Genomic DNA, 16,586 nt, shown 5'->3' with positions numbered 1-16,586 from the left:
GAATAACCATAACGATAAGGAATCCACGATGACAATTTTCACTCGCACGGAGCGTAGCTCCAATTTGGCTCGCACTCGCCAACGTCTTGCACTGTTCAGCGCTAGCCTGTTAATGCTTGGCGCCCTATGTTTTCATCCACAAACCGTCATTGCTAACGAACAAGTTGCAACAACGCTTAGCGATGAGCAAGCGGCCGCTCAAGTGCTGGATAAATTGAATCAATATTCGAGTAGTGCCGATTGGGACAAGTATTTTGCCCTCTATCGTCAGGATGGTATTTTTATTGGAACCGATGCGACAGAGCGTTGGGGCATGGCCGAGTTTGAACGCTATTCACGCCCGACCAAAGGTTGGCGCTACGATTTAACCAGCCGCCATTTAGTGCAGCATGGTGATGTGATCCTGTTCGATGAACTGCTCAACAGCCCTAGTTATGGCGTGAGTCGAGGGACAGGCACCCTAATTAAAACCAATGGGGAATGGAAAATTGCCCAATATCATTTGAGCTTTCCCATCCCAAATTCGATTGCCAAACAGATTACCGCTGAAATTAAAAACGCTCAGTAAACTATTTTAACGACACGGTAAAACACACATTGGCCAGCTGCGAGAAGTGGATAAAAGCTTGAAAGTCCACTTCGCTAAAACTTCTTTCCGATGGCCCGCGGTCAGCATAATAAAAGCCTATCACTTTGCTATCGACCAAGAGTGGCGCCATCAAAAAACCCGACTCAGGCAGCTGAGTCTTGAGTTCTTTGCATTGCTCGAGCCACTTTTTAGCATTGGGGTTATCAATCCACTGGCATTCCTTATGCTCCATCGCCAGTGAAAATAAGCCCTTTTTATCGCCAAGATCGATAATAAACAGTTGCTTCATCTCTTCAGCATCTCGACCGAGCATAATCCTAGGTTGCAGCTGTTTACGACTGGGCGACAGGAGTAACACCCCACAGCGATCCACGCCGACGCCTTCTAAAATCCCTTCGAGCACGGTCTGCATGATTTGGTTAAAATCGGCTTTATTGATCGCAAAGGCGGTGAGCTCACGCAGTTTGGCCAGTTGCACATTCAAGTTGGCCTCAAATACGGGCAGCTCAACCGCAGGTACGCTGGGCTCAAGCTTATTAATGCGCTTAGGATCGGGCAGATAATCAATCAACACTTTAGCGCCATAGGCTTCGGCTAGTTTATGGGTCGCCTTAGTGCAGCGCTGCATTCTCAGGGTTAATTCTTTCTCATCCAGCCCAGTAAAATTAGCGGCTTGGCTGATACGCTTATCCAGCTCGCTTTTATCAATCACCTCTTGGGAGAGAATCTCACAGAGCTTATCGGCGAGAAAGATAGAGCGAATTTCAGGGCGTTGATCATCGGGATAATTCACCGCTTGGATCAATAACTCCCCTAATCCCCAGTGGCGCGCAATACTCTGCGTCAGTTGCGAGAATGAGGTACCTAAAGCTTCACGAATGACGCTACGCTCCTCGACGGAGTTTTCACACTCGGTTAATTGGCTGTCTAAGGTTTCGGTAAACTCACCGCCAATACTCCAAAATGCACTCTCACCAATGTGATAAAGCAAAGAGGCGATAAAGGCTTCTTCTTGAATATCATCATCGTAATCACTGAGCATCATCCGCGCTAACATGGCGGCTTGGAATGCCTTCGCCATTAATTTGATGAGGCGCTGATAAACGGCGGGGGCAAGATTTTTGCTCTCTAACAGACTCGATAACAACTGAGCCGTGATACAAATATTACGCACCGCATCAAACCCTAGCACAATGGCGGCTCGGCTGACGGTCGAAATTTGGGTACTGCCCTTATGGTAAATCGCGCTGTTAGCGACACGTAAGATACGGGATGTGAGGGCGTTATCGTGCATCACGCTTCGCCCGAGTAAGGCGAGAGACGATACGTCATCCTTGGCAAGCTTTTCTAACGTTTGGACGGTGGAACAGAGCGCTGGCATTTCCAATTCACTGATCCGTTTTGTCCAATAATCGACCCCTTTATTAGTATTATTGTTAGGTTTCAACCCTGCTCGACCTCAATGATGTGAACTTATTGTTTTTAGTATAGATAGGCTTAAAAAAATTCGCCTAGCATCTGGCTCACAATTCGACTTTTGATTTTAAAATCGGCGATATAGTAAGCAAGATGTATAAAAAAGCCCAAGTTTTCACTTGGGCTCAACGCCGATTATGCCTGCAAATGTAATTTAAACACTTGTAGCACTTTATCAATATCCTGACGCGACACATCTTTATGGGTCACAAAGCGTAGCGTGCGGCCAGGGCTGATGATAATGCCCGCCTCACGGCAACGTTTCGCCAGCGCTTTCTCATCGACATTGGTCGCGAGGTTTGCAAACACCATATTGGTTTGAACGGCGGCTAAATCGATTTCAAACTCACTCAACTGACTCAATTGCTGGGCAAGATACGCAGCATTTTCATGGTCTTCCCCAAGTCTCTCAACCTGCTCTATGAGCGCTAATTTACCCGCCGCCGCTAAAATCCCCGCCTGGCGCATGCCGCCGCCAAGCATTTTACGCCAGCGCGTGGCCTTTTTAATTAGGCGCTCATCACCTAGGAGCAGCGAGCCAACAGGCGCGCATAATCCCTTGGATAAACAGATGGAGACCGAATCAAAATGCCCCGCAATATCGGCAATCCCTATCCCCTGCGCCACGGCGGCATTGGCCACCCTAGCGCCATCTAAATGAATTTTTAAGCCACGCTGAAATGCCAGTGCCTGCGCATTGGCAAGATAAGTCTGGGGCAAGACTTTACCGCCGATAGTGTTTTCTAGGCTCAGTAAGCGCGTGCGCGCAAAGTGAATGTCATCGGGTTTAATCGCCGCTTCAATATCGGTCAAGGCGATAGTGCCATCCAGCTGATTGGTCAGCGGTTGTGGCTGAATGCTGCCGAGAACCGCAGCGCCACCGCCCTCAAATTTATAGTTATGCGCCTGCTGGCCGCACAGGTATTCATCCCCGCGCTCACAATGTGCCATCAATGCGAGTAAATTGGCCTGAGTGCCCGATGCCGTAAACAGCGCACTCTCAAAACCAAACATCTCTGCGGCCATATCTTGCAAACTGTTGACGGTCGGATCATCACCATAAACATCATCACCCACTTCAGCCCTCGACATGGCTAAGCGCATCGCCTCTGTTGGCTGGGTCACGGTATCACTGCGTAAATCTATCATCTTGTCCTCGACTTCTTCTGCCTATCCCCGACGCGGATATTCATCGCGTAAGTGCGACTCTAGCCTCAAAGGAAAAATTTGTATAGTTTGCCTTTATGTCTGCCGATAAAATCAACAAGGAGCCGATGTTATCTATGCTGATGCAATTGATTTGCATCAAATAACGGGCAAAACTTGGCGTTAGGCCGATAAAAAAGATAGAATACCAGACTAAGATGCTCATGCTAATGCAGTGCAAATCTCTTAGTGGTTTTAGCTACTCAAGATAAAATACAAGGTGATTTGTGGTGAAAATATCCGTAATGCAATGGATTAAATTAACGTGTTTAGCGCTGAGCCTAAGCCAGATGTTACCAGCGTATGCATGGCAAGATACAGATCAAGACGGCGTCCCGGATATTAAAGATGCCTGTCCAAACACACCAGCAAACACCACTGTGATGGCCAATGGCTGTGTTTACCAAGCCGAAGTAAAATCCAGCAGTATTCAATGTGATCTCAATGACCCCAGTACTTATTCAGCCGCTGATTGTCATAATATTGAGACCGCGATTGTGTATTTTGAGTTTGCGATTGCCGAAGTAGATTTATCGCAATGGAAAGCTTTAGCCTTAGTGAAAGCTTTTTTAGACGCGAATACTGAGACTCGATTAACTTTAGTTGGGCATACGGACATTGTCGGTACGCCAGAGTTTAATTATCAGTTATCACTACGACGGGCTCAAAATGTGAAACGTATTTTGGTTGAAGACTATGGCTTCAATCCAAATCGCTTTACCGTTGTCGGTAAAGGTATATCTGAACCTGTTGCGGATAATCATTCCAGCGAAGGTCGCAGATTAAATCGACGAGTACAATTTATCGTCAATAATAACTAGTTTTGTTAGCGTATTTTTAGGGAGTAATTTAATGGAAAACCTCGAAGGTTTATTAAAGCAGGCGCCTGATTTGGTCATGACCTATGGCTTAAAAATCTTATTTGCCCTCATTATTTTCTTCGTCGGTAAATATTTTTCTGGCGTCGCACAAAAGTTAGTACGTAAGGTACTCAACAGCCGCAAGATTGACCCAACAGTGGTGTCTTTTGTGGCTAACTTAGCTTGGGCAGTGGTGTTTGTGTTCACCATTATCGCCACCTTAGGCCAAATTGGCGTACAAACCGCCTCTTTAGTCGCCGTTATCGGTGCCGCGGGTTTAGCCGTTGGTTTAGCACTACAAGGTTCTCTGTCTAACTTTGCCTCAGGCGTATTAATGGTGCTATTCCGTCCATGCCGCGTAGGTGATTATATTGAAGCGGCGGGTATTGCCGGTACTGTTGATGAAATCACCATTTTCTCAACCAAATTACGCACCCCAGATAATAAAGTGATTGTGGCGCCAAACTCTTCAATCATGAATGGCACTATCACAAACTACTCTGCCTCTGAAAATCGTCGTATCGATTTAGTGATTGGTGTGTCTTATTCTGCGGATATTGCGCAAACCAAAAAAGTATTAACAGAGATTTTAGATAACAACCAATACGTGCTGAAAGAGCCTGGTTACACCATAGGTCTTTCTGAATTGGCAAACTCTTCAATCAACTTTGTGGTTCGTCCTTGGGTTAAAACCGCCGATTACTGGACTGCGCGTTTCCAAATTTTAGAACAAATCAAAAATGCACTCGATGCAGCGAACATTGAAATTCCATTCCCACAAATGGATATTCATGTGAAGCAATTGCCTGAGAGCAAATAATCAGCAAGCATATTAAAAGGCCGGTGAATACCGGCCTTTTTTATGGTGATAGTTTAGGTTTTGTCGTACCTTAAGCCAATGTGCACAACATACCTGAGTAAGGGAGAGAAAATGCAAAAGTATGTTTCATTTCTAGCCGCTGGCTGTGTTTTTAGTTTAATGGTTCTCAGCCCCACCGCTATCGCCAATGATAAAACCCAAGTGATGATGGGCGACAAGACTGTCACTCTCGCAGGGAAATTACCCAAGCTTGAGCAAATGGCGCCACGGTTTAAAGTTGTCGACGAAAAATTTACCCCTATCAGCCTGAGTGACTTTAAAGGCAAAACCGTGCTGATCAGTGCCGTGCCCAGCTTAGATACGGGTGTCTGTGCGCTGCAAACTAAGCGCTTTAACAGTGAAGTCAGTCACTTCTCCGATGATGTCGTCATGCTGACCATCAGTACAGATTTGCCCTTCGCGCAAAAACGCTTCTGTAAGGTGGAGAACGTCGACAAAATCAAAGTGCTTTCCGACTCAGTGTGGCGTGATTTTGGTGAGAAATACGGTTTATTGATTGAGGATTACGGCTTACTCGCTCGGGCCATCTTTATTATCGATGCCGAAGGTCAGCTTAAGTACCAGGAGCTAGTCCCCAATATTACCGAACACCCCAATTACGACGCCGCGCTTGAAGCGTTAAAAACCATTCAAGCACAGCAATAAGCATAAAAAATGGGGCATTAAATGCCCCATTTTTATTAGTGCGTATGTTGGTCGCCATTGGCTTGATAGTCAAAGGTCGGCATAGACCAATGATAACGCAGCGCTAACATTCGTAAGCTAAAGCCAAGCGTTAAACAGACCACTAGGTTTATCCACTCAGCCAATTGATAAGCGTTGAGGGTGATATATAAGCCTGCGGTAAAGAGCGAAATCACCGCATAGAGTTCTTTCTTAAAAATCAAAGGCACTTGATTACAGAGAATATCGCGGATCACCCCGCCAAAGACCCCTGTGACGAGCCCCATCACCACCGCAATCGTTGGACTAAAGCCTAACATTAGGGTTTTTTGGGCGCCAACAATCGAGAATACGGCTAGGCCTAAGGCATCAATGGCCAAGAATAACTTAGACAGGTAACGCATCACAGGCGCAATGGCGACCGTTAGTAAAGACGCAAATGCAATCGCGAGCAGGTAATGGACATTCTCGACCCAAATCAAAGGGTAATTTCCGAGCAGCATGTCTCTTAGGGTGCCACCACCAATTGCCGTCGCGCAGCCAATGATAACCACGCCGAATAGGTCCATCTGCTTACGACCCGCCGCTAATGCCCCTGTCATGGCCTCGGCTAAAATCCCAATCAGCCATAATAATCCGATAAATTGCGCTTCTTGCATTTAAACTACTTATTACCCATGCATAAAGAACGGATTTTGCCTGATAATGCACGGACTGGATAATGAGATTATTTAAATTTTGTCATTAGAATATTTCATCTATTGATAGTTTTTGCGCATTAGCTATTTCTACTTTTCTATATTACGTTACACTACAGCCCTTCAATAACAATGCATTAACCAACAGACGACAGTTCCTCTCATTCAATTAAGCTTATTTTTTGATAAGTTTTAATAAAGCATAATCAATTAAAATTTTAAAATTTTTAGAAAATTCATCTTAATACCACTCAAGCCTAAATTTTAGCCACAAAAAAGCGGCCAAAGGGCCGCTTTTTTAGACTAAAAGTAAATTATTTGTTTTCAGGCTTTGGCGGGAAATTCGCCATCAGACTGCCGACCGCTTCGTTGATCAGCTGTACTCTTTCCGAAGGGGTATTTTTATCACGGATAGTGTCAGCCACTGAGCCGCGCCAAATTAACTTAGCGGTTTTATTATCAACTAAATCAATGATCAGGGTGCCGACTTCATATTCTCTGACTGTGGTCTGGGTTTGCATGTTACCGCCCCAGCCCCAACCTGGGCCATAGTAAGGGTTATAACCAAAATTGGTATTGAAGGTATCTACATTAATCTTCTTATCGATTTTGGTCAGATAGTTCACTAATACATCGGCATCCTTTGCATCGACCAAGGTCATGCCCTTAGATGAAAGCTGAGAATTCACCGCATCCCGCACGCGCTGATCCATTAAACCATCGAGGTGATAACCCGAAGCATCGGTCTTTTGCGCGACCCACGCATAGGTCTTGTACTGAGTAAAATTGGCGCTTGGGTCAAAATCCCAACCCGACTTAAGGGAACTACAGGCACTCAATGCCAGTACGGCTAAACCTACAATTATATTTTTCATGGTGATTTCCTTGGTCGTTCTTATCGAACACAAATAAGCCGAAAATAAATTTAGCTTACAGAGCAATGGACGGTTCTACAACTCAATATGATGAAAAAGCAGTGTGTTATTCAGCTTGACTTCAGCAATCGCTTTAAATGATAATGATTATCACTTAAAGCGATTAAGGGATAACTAACATGTACTGGTTCATTAGCGCATTGATTGTGGCATCGGCGATTTTCTGGTTCGCACCGCAAAAAGTCTCTGCTGATACCCATAACAGTAAGCTCACACCTCATCTCCCCATGATGTTGCTGTTTTTACCTTTAGTCGTATTGAGTTGGCTCGTGTTTGAGACTGTGTCGAACGGGGTGAATTACACCACGGTTGCCGCCTTTGGGTTTGTTGCCACCGCTTGCTTAATCGCCCTCCCTAAATTGCATCGTTTTATCATGCCCTGCGCCCTACTCACCGCATTGGCATTAATCGCTATGGTATTGCAGCATCTCTAAGTCTGCTTTTTAAACATGCTACTTCCCTGCAAAGAGCTAGCATTGACCTTCGGCCACTTTCAGTCTCTGTCAGTGGCCTTTTTTTACCTCCCCGAAAGACGTTGAGTTTGGTAAACTTAAGCGGCGTATATTCAGATAAAAGATGACTTATGAGAGTAGATCCCAACGTTTCCTTAGTGTACAGCACAGATAAAGGCCGCATTACTGCCGAGCCAGAAGCCAAAGCTATCCCCGCATCCGATGGGATTGTGCGTATCCACAGAGACAGCAAAGGCCGCAAAGGTAAAGGTGTCTCGGTCATTTCAGGCCTAGGGCTTGATGAAGCGGGCTTAAAAGCCCTGGCACAAACCCTTAAAAAACAATGTGGTTGTGGTGGCACAGTCAAAGATTTCACTATCGAAGTGCAAACCGATAATCGTGAACAACTAAAACAACTGCTTGAAAAACAAAACTACAAAGTCAAATTAGCCGGCGGTTGATACGCCACCAGCCTAAGCCGCTGGATTTAATCTATTGGTCAACGCCTGTGGGCTGAACGGAGCATTTAATGGAGAGTTTGCAGAACCATTTTTTAATCGCCATGCCGTCGCTCGATGACACTTTTTTTGAACGCACCGTCATCTATCTATGCGAACACGATGAAAAAGGCGCCATGGGGCTCGTGATTAATAAACCATTGGGCATTGAAGTGAACTCATTGCTCGAACAGATGGATTTGCCCGCTGAGCAAGTGTCGACCGACCTCGCATTAGGCGCGCAGGTTTTAATGGGCGGCCCCGTGTCCCAAGATAGAGGCTTTGTCTTGCATACATCCCAGCCCTATTGGGCCAACAGTACAGAATTAAGCTCTGGCCTCATGCTCACCACCTCAAGGGATGTATTAACGGCGATTGGCAGCGAGCGCTCGCCAGAAAAATTTATCGTGGCATTAGGTTATGCGGGTTGGAGCAAAAACCAGCTGGAGCAAGAACTGGCCGATAACTCATGGCTGACTATCCCTGCCGATCAGGCCCTACTCTTCGATGTCAAACACGAGGATAGATGGCAACAAGCGAGCCGCGCGCTCGGCTTTGATGCTTGGCAATTGTCATCACAGGCGGGCCACGCCTAGCCGATTTTATTGTGACGAGTGAATATAGATGAACGCAAAAACCGTTTTAGGTTTTGATTTTGGAACAAAAAGTATTGGTGTCGCCATAGGGCAACAAATCACCGCCAGCGCCACGCCACTATTATCCCTAAAAGCCGTCGATGGTATTCCCAATTGGGATGAAATCGGCAAGCTCATTAAAGAGTGGCAACCCGATTTAGTCGTCGTAGGTTTACCGCTCAATATGGATGGTACAGAGCAAGAGATGACCCACAGGGCGAGAAAATTTGCCAACCGCCTGAACGCTAAGTTTGGGGTTAAAATTGTCACTCAAGATGAAAGACTGACCACCACAGATGCAAAAGCTCGGTTATTTGAACTCGGTGGCTTTAAAGCCCTCACCAAAGGTCAAGTCGATGCCGTGTCTGCCGTATTGATTGTCGAAAGCTATTTTGAAAATCATTTCGGTGAATGATAAGTCGTAAAAACAAAAGGATAGCCTGAGCTATCCTTTTTTATTTCTACGGTTATAAAGCTTACAGATGGGGCTTAACCAAGTTAGCCATCATGCTGATATGGTCATCATTATCGTTCAGCGCAGGAATGTAACGGAACTTCTCCCCGCCGGCATTAGCAAAGATATGACCGTTTTCACCGACAATCTCTTCTAAGGTCTCTAAGCAATCGGCACTAAACGCTGGGCACACAATCGCCACGTCACGTACACCTTCACTCGGCAACGCATGCATAGTGGCATCCGTATAAGGTTGTAACCATTTAGCCTTACCAAACCGTGATTGAAATGTCATCACAAACTCATCCGCTGTAAGCCCTAATTGCTCAGCCACCAGACGGGTCGTCTTCATGCAAAAGCAATAGTAAGGATCGCCTAAGTGCAGATTACGCTCGGGCATACCATGGTAAGAAAGCACTAACTTTTGTGGCTTACCGTGTTGCTCAAAGTCGGCGCGAATCGAGTTCACCAATGCGGTAATAAAGTCGGGGTTATCATGATAAGTGTGAATAAAATGCAGCGATGGCAGAAAGCGCCACTGGGTTAATTCCCTTGCAATAGCGTCAAAAGCCGAGCCCGTTGTCGGCGCCGCATATTGCGGATAGAGCGGTAACACCACCAACTTATCAATCCCCTGCTGATGCATCGTTTGTAAGGTGCTCGCCACCGAAGGATTGCCATAACGCATGGCTAAATGTACTGATACTTGATGCCCACCGGCTGTTAACTTGTCCGATAATTTAGCGGTTTGGCGCAAGCTGATATCCATCAGCGGTGAACCCGCCTCAGTCCAGACCTTCTGATAGAGCGCCGCAGACTTAGCCGGGCGAACGCGCAGCACTATGCCATGTAAAATCAGCATCCACAGGAGTTTTGGAATTTCGACCACCCGAGGGTCGGATAAAAACTCAGCAAGGTAACGCCTTACCGCCGATGCCGTTGGCGCATCTGGAGTGCCAAGGTTGAGTAGCAACACGCCCACTTTGCCACGCTTTGCGTGACCCATCTCTTTTGATAATCCTGAAAACCTAGCCAAAGTAGCCTCTTAACATGAGTAAAATGAATAAATTGGGCATTAAAGCACTGATTCTATTGCCTGCTTAAGCTCGGCGCTATCGGGTTTAACCTTAGAATTAAACTGCTGCACAGTATTGCCATCGCCACTGACGACATACTTGTAGAAGTTCCACTTAGGCGAGTCGGCTTTATCTCCTAAGTATTTGAAGACACTGTTAGCATCGCTGCCTCTCACGGGCGATGTAGCGAGCATAGTAAAGGTGACACCATAGTTGATGTAGCACACCTTAGCCGTGTCTTTTTCATCATTTTCTTCTTGGAAAAAGTCATCGGAAGGGAAACCAATCACCACTAAGCCTTTGTCTTTGTATTCTTTATGGAGCGCTTCGAGGGCCTTAAATTGCGGAGTGTAACCACAGTTACTCGCGGTGTTGACCAGTAACACTGGCTTGCCCTGAGTCAATTCACACAGATTAATCTTCTCATCCGAGTGTAATTTACGCACTTCAACATCAAGATAACTCGGGCAAGTTGCCGCAAATGCGCTAGTGCTTAACAGGCTGGCAAAGATAACTAAGGGGAGTTTCATCATAATGTCCTTCTCATTGGGCGCGCCAAGATTGGCAAACTCGTTATTCTCTATTACGTCACTCACTAATATAGAGATCATATTGAATAAAAAAATAAAAGCTACAGCGAGTTATCGATTGTCTTAAGCGATAAAAAAAGCAGCTCAAGGGAGCTGCTTTCACATCACCGCGGACAGGATTAATCCATATCCAAGGTCACGCCTTCCATAAAGCTTGAACTGGTAGGCTCTTTATTTTGCAATTTGATCATTAAACGTAAGTCGTTTGGCGAGTCAGCATGGTGAAGCGCATCGGCATAGCTGATTTCCCCATCGATATAGAGTTGCAGCAAGGCTTGGTCGAAGGTCTGCATCCCCTGCTCATTCGATTTAGCCATAGTTTCTTTAAGCAAATGCAGCTCGTTTTTAGCAATCAAGCTCGCGACACGTGGCGTATTGATCAAGACTTCAATCGCTGCCCGTCGTCCTGTACCATCAACCTTAGGCACCAGTTGCTGCGCCACAATGCCGCGCAGGTTGAGTGACAAGTCGAATAGCAACTGCTGGTGTTTACTCTCAGGCACTAAGTGCATGATCCGGTCTAACGCTTGGTTAGCGTTGTTTGCGTGCAATGTCGCCATACAGAGGTGACCCGTTTCGGCGAAGGAGAGCGCAAACTCCATGGTTTCTTGAGTACGGATCTCACCAATCAAAATCACATCGGGCGCCTGACGCAGCGAACTCTTCAACGCCGCATCAAAGGATTCTGTATCTATACCCACTTCGCGTTGAGTGATGATACTTTTGCGATGATCGTGCACAAATTCCACTGGGTCTTCGATGGTGAGGATATGACCACGGGCATGGGCGTTACGATAACCCACTAACGCCGCCAAGGAGGTCGACTTACCGGTTCCCGTCCCCCCGACCATGATGATAAGACCCCGTTTACTCATCACCAGATCTTTTAAAATCGGTGGCAGTTTTAAGTCCTCTACCTCAGGGATCTTGGTCTCAATCCGGCGCATAACGCATCCCGGAGATTCACGCTGCCAGAATGCGCTGACGCGGAAACGCCCTAAATCCTTAACCGCAAAAGCAAAGTTACACTCGCGAGTGCTGTGAAACTCCTTCTTTTGCGCCTCAGTCATTACAGATTCGACAAAATCCAAAGACTGCGCGGGCGTGAAGGCACTCTCGGCTAATGGGCGTAACTCGCCATCGATTTTGGCGCTTGGCGGAAAACCTGCGGTAATAAACAAGTCCGAGGCTTTACGCTCCACCATGACTTTTAAAAACGGACGGACATCCATCATAAATCCTTAAAACGTCGCTTGTTTGTTTGAACTCTTCGACATGGCATCCTCACGGGTGATGAGGCCACGGTTCACTAAGTTTTGCAGACACTGTTCGAGCGTTTGCATGCCATGGGCCATCCCCGTTTGAATGGCCGAGTACATCTGCGCTACTTTATCTTCACGGATAAGGTTACGGATAGCGGGCGTACCCATCATGATTTCGTGGGCAGCCACACGGCCACCACCGATTTTCTTAATCAGGGTTTGCGAAATAACCGCCTGTAATGATTCAGATAACATGGTACGCACCATGTCCTTTTCACCGGCAGGGAAAACGTCAACCACACGGTCGATGGTCTTAGCCGCCGAGGTGGTATGCAAGGTACCAAAAACTAAGTGACCCGTTTCAGCCGCCGTCATAGCCAGACGAATGGTTTCAAGGTCACGCATCTCACCGACGAGAATAACGTCAGGGTCTTCACGCAGTGCGCTACGTAGCGCCGCGTTAAAGCTGTGGGTATGGCGATGCACTTCCCGTTGGTTAATCAAACATTGCTTATTCTGGTGAACGAATTCAATAGGATCTTCAATGGTTAAGATATGGTCGTGGCGGTTCTCATTGATGTAATCCACCATGGCCGCAAGTGTGGTACTCTTACCCGAACCAGTAGGCCCAGTAACAAGCACTAAGCCGCGGGGAAAGCTGGAAATTTTTTTAAAAATCTCTGGCGCCCCTAACTGCTCGAGTGACAAAATTTCGCTGGGAATGGTACGAAATACCGCCGCCGCGCCGCGGGATTGGTTAAAGGCGTTCACACGGAAACGCGCTAAATTAGGGACTTCGAACGAAAAGTCGATTTCTAAATGCTCTTCAAAGTCCTTACGCTGTTTATCATTCATAATGTCGTACACAAGGCTGTGTACACCCTGATGATCGAGCGCGGGCAGGTTAATTTTTCTCACTTCACCGTCGACACGGATCATGGGAGATATCCCTGCAGAGAGGTGTAGATCCGAGGCTTTGTGTTTTACACTAAAGGCTAATAACTCAGTGATTTCCATAGTTTGGGATATCCTTGCAACCAGATAATTACATCATGACAACAATAGCAGACAGACTCGCAGTCGCCCAGAGCAGGATCGCGCAAGCGGCGCAAAAATGCGCACGCCTACCTCACAGTATTCGCTTACTTGCCGTCAGTAAGACTAAACCCATGGAAGATATTATAGCAGCCTATAATGCGGGCCAGCGTTGCTTTGGCGAGAACTATGTTCAAGAAGGTGTGACAAAAATTGAGGCGCTAAAGGCCACGCACCCTGATATTGAATGGCATTTTATTGGGCCACTGCAATCCAATAAAACCGCTTTAGTCGCCCAGCACTTCGATTGGATGCATACCCTCTCGCGGGAGAAAATTGCCCAGCGCCTCAATGAGCAGCGCCCAGCACACCTTGCGCCGCTCAAGGTGTGTATTCAAATCAACATCAGTGATGAATACACAAAATCCGGTATCGATGCCGAGCAGATGCTGCCACTGGCCGATAGCATCAGCCAATTACCCCATTTACAACTGCGGGGCTTAATGGCGATTCCCAGTGCCACCAATGACATCGCGCAGCAGACCGACGAACTCAGCAAGCTTAAGCAGTTATTCGATACATTAAAACAGCATTATCCCGCGGTAGATACTCTCTCCATGGGCATGAGTAATGACTTAGACGTCGCTGTTGAGTGCGGCTCAACCATGGTGCGTATCGGCAGCGCCATCTTTGGTGAACGGGATTATGGTGTAAAAGACACCACCAGCAATTAATCGGTACGGATTAAACCGTCATCACTGATGCTAAGGGAAATGACAGAGATAGCCAAAGGTGCGCCAGCAAAATCGGCTTTAGCCTTGTTTTTAGTGGCTAAAGCCCAAATACTGTTAGAGAACATTAAATAGAAATTTTTATCCGGCCTAATAACGCTAATTCAATGATATTAATGCTGAATGTTATCCACTCAGCCTAGGCCAGACATTATGGGGTACACATGAGTCAACAAAAAATCTGCTTTATCGGTGCGGGCAATATGACCCGTAGTATTATCAGCGGCTTAATTCGTAGCGGCTATCCTGCTGCGCTAGTGCAAGCTACCAATCCTAGCCAAGGTAAACTCGATGCCCTCGCCGCCGACTTTGGTGTGCGTGTATCCCAAGACAATTTCAGCGCCGCCCAAGATGCCGATGTCATCGTATTATCCGTCAAGCCGCAGTTGATGGAGCAAGTCTGCCAAGCACTGCAAGGCATTGATATGTCTAACAAGCTGGTCATTACCATTGCCGCAGGGATTAAAGCAGAGCGCTACAGCCAATATTTAGCGCAATCCATTACACTGGTTCGCACTATGCCAAACACGCCCATGCAAATCGGTGTTGGTATGACAGGTCTCTACGCGCCGCAGCCCCTCTCTGATGCCCAACAAGCCATTGCCGAACGCTTGATGTCCAGCGGCGGAGAAATTGTGTGGGTGAATGAGGAGTCAGAGATTAATCAAGTGATTGCCCTTGCGGGTAGTTCACCTGCCTATTTCTTCCTGCTGATGGAATCTATGATTGATGCTGGCAAGCAAATGGGCATGGATGAAGCCAAAGCCAGAAGCTTAGTACAGCAAGCGGCCCTCGGTGCTGCTATGATGGCAAAGCAAAATCCTGAGCTTACGCTGGGTAATTTACGGGAGAATGTCACCTCGAAGGGCGGCACAACAGCGCAAGCCATCGCCACATTTGAAGCGGCGGATCTCCGTGGTGTGGTCAAAAATGCGATGGAAAACTGCATCAAACGTGCAGAGGAAATGGCCAATACTTTTTGATCCAGCAATGGCTGGGTGACTCACTCACTTTTAACGCGGGCGTTTTTAATCGGACTCATATAGGCAGAAATCTCGATGAATGCATTAACCTTTTTGATCAGCACACTCTTCGATTTGTATTTGATGGTGGTGATATTACGGATCTGGCTCCCCTTGGCCCGTGCCGATTTTTATAATCCCTTCAGTCAGTTTGTGGTCAAAGCCACTCACCCGTTGATCGCACCTATGCGTCGATTAATTCCTTCAATGGGAAGATTCGACACTTCTTCATTTGTGCTCGCCCTATTAGTGGTGATGGTCAAAGTGCTGCTGATAAGTCTTATTGCCGGCGGCGGTATTGATATAGTGCTGTTCTTTGTGTTTGCGCTTGTTACTGTCATCAAGCAGGCGGGCATTTTGCTCTTCTGGATGCTGATCATTCGTGCAATTTTAAGCTGGTTCAATCAAGGCTATAACCCCATTGTGATGATCATGGGACAACTAACAGAGCCCATTTTAGCACCAGTGCGCCGCATTATTCCGCCCATTGGTGGCTTAGATCTGTCGGTGATGTTAGTGATTATCGGCATGAACTTTATCAACATGCTGTTGGCGCAATACGTACCATTTTGGGCCGTGATTTAATGAGCGCAGTCATTATGCAGCAAGGTGACTTGCTGCTTAATTTGTATATTCAACCCAAAGCGAGTCGCGATCAGATAGTTGGGCTACACGGTGATGAGTTAAAAGTCGCCATCACAGCACCGCCTATCGATGGCAAGGCCAACGCCCATTTAAGCAAGTATTTAGCCAAGGCCTTTAAAGTCCCTAAAAGCGATGTTCACATCCTTAAGGGCGAATTAGGACGTCATAAGCAGGTACGCATTAGCCCCCCCAAAAACGTCCCCGCAGAAATCGCGACACTGCTCGAATAAACACAGCGTTGGAAGTCTCCTTCCTGCGACCTATACTCAAGTAATCCCTCATATGAAGGTACAACATCATGTTACGTAATCTCCTTATTATGCTCGCCTTAACCGCAAGCCTGTGCGGTATCGCTAATGCCGAGCAAAAAGAAACCGTCGGTAATTTCGACATTCATTACATGGCGCTGGGCAGCACTTTTTTAACGCCTAGTATTGCGAAATCCTATGGCATCGAACGCAGTAGCTACAGAGGCATCATTAACATTGCCGTATTAGATATGAGTGAAGAAGGCTCACCCGCAGTGCCCGTGGAAATCACTGGCGTAGCCAATAACCTACTCGATGCACGTATCGATTTGAAATTTAGAGAGATCCGTGAGGGTAAGGCGATTTACTACATCGCCGAAGTACCTTACCGCGACGATCAAGAAATCAATTTCAACATCGCCATCAAACACGGCAACCAACTCAACACCAATCTGCAGTTTAAGCAAAAGTTCTACGTCGAATAATCTCAACCTCACAAGGCAGGACGATACTAAGGATACTAAGTTTCGTCCTGCCTTTTTCTGTCCTTTACCGCCAAGCTTGGGTATCAT

General features: G+C 46.7%; 22 protein-coding genes. 13 read left to right on the top strand and 9 right to left on the bottom strand.

Annotation, left to right across the window (positions count from 1 at the left end; genetic code table 11):
• Positions 1 to 28: 28 nt before the first annotated feature.
• Positions 29 to 568, top strand: coding sequence for a nuclear transport factor 2 family protein (locus tag SHEWANA3_RS06385; protein ID WP_011716295.1), 540 nt, complete (start codon positions 29 to 31; stop codon positions 566 to 568).
• Position 569: 1 nt separating this feature from the next.
• Here SHEWANA3_RS06385 and SHEWANA3_RS06380 read toward each other — a convergent pair whose 3' ends face one another.
• Together SHEWANA3_RS06380 and ltaE are read right to left on the bottom strand one after the other, a co-directional pair.
• Positions 570 to 2,036, bottom strand: a complete 1,467-nt coding sequence (locus SHEWANA3_RS06380; RefSeq protein WP_011716294.1) for an HDOD domain-containing protein — start codon at positions 2,034 to 2,036, stop codon at positions 570 to 572.
• A gap of 164 nt (positions 2,037 to 2,200) precedes the next feature.
• The gene (ltaE, locus tag SHEWANA3_RS06375) at positions 2,201 to 3,214 is read right to left on the bottom strand and encodes a low-specificity L-threonine aldolase (protein ID WP_011716293.1); all 1,014 of its coding nucleotides are present in this window, start codon (positions 3,212 to 3,214) and stop codon (positions 2,201 to 2,203) included.
• A gap of 287 nt (positions 3,215 to 3,501) precedes the next feature.
• Here ltaE and SHEWANA3_RS06370 point away from each other — a divergent pair, with 287 nt between their 5' ends.
• From SHEWANA3_RS06370 to tpx, 3 genes are all read left to right on the top strand, one after another.
• Positions 3,502 to 4,092 carry an OmpA family protein gene (locus SHEWANA3_RS06370; protein ID WP_041412580.1) on the top strand — a complete coding sequence of 197 codons (591 nt, stop codon included), beginning with the start codon at positions 3,502 to 3,504 and terminating at the stop codon, positions 4,090 to 4,092.
• Positions 4,093 to 4,123: 31 nt separating this feature from the next.
• A complete protein-coding gene (locus SHEWANA3_RS06365; RefSeq protein ID WP_011716291.1) occupies positions 4,124 to 4,951 on the top strand; it encodes a mechanosensitive ion channel domain-containing protein in 828 nt (275 codons plus the stop codon).
• Between the two features lie 111 nt (positions 4,952 to 5,062).
• The gene (gene tpx / locus SHEWANA3_RS06360) at positions 5,063 to 5,656 is read left to right on the top strand and encodes a thiol peroxidase (RefSeq protein ID WP_011716290.1); all 594 of its coding nucleotides are present in this window, start codon (positions 5,063 to 5,065) and stop codon (positions 5,654 to 5,656) included.
• A gap of 35 nt (positions 5,657 to 5,691) precedes the next feature.
• Here tpx and SHEWANA3_RS06355 read toward each other — a convergent pair whose 3' ends face one another.
• Positions 5,692 to 6,333 (bottom strand): trimeric intracellular cation channel family protein, encoded by a 642-nt coding sequence (locus SHEWANA3_RS06355; protein ID WP_011716289.1) that lies wholly within the window; start codon positions 6,331 to 6,333, stop codon positions 5,692 to 5,694.
• Positions 6,334 to 6,686: 353 nt separating this feature from the next.
• Positions 6,687 to 7,247: a DUF4136 domain-containing protein gene (locus SHEWANA3_RS06350; protein ID WP_011716288.1), complete on the bottom strand. Its 561-nt coding sequence runs from the start codon at positions 7,245 to 7,247 to the stop codon at positions 6,687 to 6,689.
• 179 nt (positions 7,248 to 7,426) lie between these two features.
• On the opposite strand from SHEWANA3_RS06350, the gene SHEWANA3_RS06345 reads away from it, so the two are divergent.
• The 4 genes from SHEWANA3_RS06345 (at position 7,427) to ruvX (ending at position 9,306) form a co-directional block, all read left to right on the top strand.
• Entirely contained in the window at positions 7,427 to 7,741 is a 315-nt protein-coding gene (locus tag SHEWANA3_RS06345; protein WP_011716287.1) for a hypothetical protein, read from the top strand.
• 149 nt (positions 7,742 to 7,890) lie between these two features.
• Entirely contained in the window at positions 7,891 to 8,220 is a 330-nt protein-coding gene (gene yciH, locus SHEWANA3_RS06340; protein ID WP_011716286.1) for a stress response translation initiation inhibitor YciH, read from the top strand.
• 68 nt (positions 8,221 to 8,288) lie between these two features.
• On the top strand, positions 8,289 to 8,852 hold the full coding sequence (locus SHEWANA3_RS06335; protein WP_011621987.1) for a YqgE/AlgH family protein: 564 nt from the start codon (positions 8,289 to 8,291) through the stop codon (positions 8,850 to 8,852).
• A 28-nt stretch (positions 8,853 to 8,880) separates the two neighbouring features.
• Positions 8,881 to 9,306: a Holliday junction resolvase RuvX gene (gene ruvX / locus SHEWANA3_RS06330; protein ID WP_011621986.1), complete on the top strand. Its 426-nt coding sequence runs from the start codon at positions 8,881 to 8,883 to the stop codon at positions 9,304 to 9,306.
• A 61-nt stretch (positions 9,307 to 9,367) separates the two neighbouring features.
• On the opposite strand, the gene hemH is transcribed toward ruvX, so the two are convergent.
• From hemH to SHEWANA3_RS06310, 4 genes are all read right to left on the bottom strand, one after another.
• Entirely contained in the window at positions 9,368 to 10,351 is a 984-nt protein-coding gene (gene hemH / locus SHEWANA3_RS06325) for a ferrochelatase (RefSeq protein ID WP_011716285.1), read from the bottom strand.
• A gap of 69 nt (positions 10,352 to 10,420) precedes the next feature.
• Positions 10,421 to 10,954, bottom strand: coding sequence for a glutathione peroxidase (locus tag SHEWANA3_RS06320; RefSeq protein ID WP_041412578.1), 534 nt, complete (start codon positions 10,952 to 10,954; stop codon positions 10,421 to 10,423).
• Between the two features lie 176 nt (positions 10,955 to 11,130).
• Complete coding sequence (locus SHEWANA3_RS06315) at positions 11,131 to 12,243, bottom strand: PilT/PilU family type 4a pilus ATPase (RefSeq protein WP_011716283.1); 1,113 nt, start codon at positions 12,241 to 12,243, stop codon at positions 11,131 to 11,133.
• A gap of 9 nt (positions 12,244 to 12,252) precedes the next feature.
• Positions 12,253 to 13,290: a type IV pilus twitching motility protein PilT gene (locus tag SHEWANA3_RS06310; protein WP_011716282.1), complete on the bottom strand. Its 1,038-nt coding sequence runs from the start codon at positions 13,288 to 13,290 to the stop codon at positions 12,253 to 12,255.
• Between the two features lie 35 nt (positions 13,291 to 13,325).
• On the opposite strand from SHEWANA3_RS06310, the gene SHEWANA3_RS06305 reads away from it, so the two are divergent.
• On the top strand, positions 13,326 to 14,042 hold the full coding sequence (locus tag SHEWANA3_RS06305; RefSeq protein ID WP_011716281.1) for a YggS family pyridoxal phosphate-dependent enzyme: 717 nt from the start codon (positions 13,326 to 13,328) through the stop codon (positions 14,040 to 14,042).
• On the opposite strand, the gene SHEWANA3_RS23890 is transcribed toward SHEWANA3_RS06305, so the two are convergent.
• Complete coding sequence (locus SHEWANA3_RS23890; protein ID WP_276207210.1) at positions 14,039 to 14,167, bottom strand: hypothetical protein; 129 nt, start codon at positions 14,165 to 14,167, stop codon at positions 14,039 to 14,041. The genes SHEWANA3_RS06305 and SHEWANA3_RS23890 overlap by 4 nt on opposite strands.
• Before the next feature lie 96 nt (positions 14,168 to 14,263).
• Between SHEWANA3_RS23890 and proC the strand changes: the two genes are divergently transcribed.
• From proC to SHEWANA3_RS06285, 4 genes are all read left to right on the top strand, one after another.
• Positions 14,264 to 15,082: a pyrroline-5-carboxylate reductase gene (gene proC, locus SHEWANA3_RS06300; protein WP_011716280.1), complete on the top strand. Its 819-nt coding sequence runs from the start codon at positions 14,264 to 14,266 to the stop codon at positions 15,080 to 15,082.
• 75 nt (positions 15,083 to 15,157) lie between these two features.
• Positions 15,158 to 15,706 (top strand): YggT family protein, encoded by a 549-nt coding sequence (locus tag SHEWANA3_RS06295; protein ID WP_011716279.1) that lies wholly within the window; start codon positions 15,158 to 15,160, stop codon positions 15,704 to 15,706.
• Positions 15,706 to 15,996, top strand: coding sequence for a DUF167 family protein YggU (gene yggU / locus SHEWANA3_RS06290; RefSeq protein ID WP_011716278.1), 291 nt, complete (start codon positions 15,706 to 15,708; stop codon positions 15,994 to 15,996). The genes SHEWANA3_RS06295 and yggU overlap by 1 nt, the downstream gene beginning before the upstream one ends.
• 68 nt (positions 15,997 to 16,064) lie before the next feature.
• Positions 16,065 to 16,499 carry a DUF4426 domain-containing protein gene (locus SHEWANA3_RS06285; RefSeq protein WP_011716277.1) on the top strand — a complete coding sequence of 145 codons (435 nt, stop codon included), beginning with the start codon at positions 16,065 to 16,067 and terminating at the stop codon, positions 16,497 to 16,499.
• The last annotated feature ends 87 nt before the right edge of the window (positions 16,500 to 16,586 follow it).

The sequence above is a fragment of the Shewanella sp. ANA-3 genome (assembly GCF_000203935.1).
Lineage (GTDB): Bacteria > Pseudomonadota > Gammaproteobacteria > Enterobacterales > Shewanellaceae > Shewanella.
Note: the sequence above shows the minus strand (reverse complement) of the source record. Positions and strands in the feature narration are given on the sequence as shown.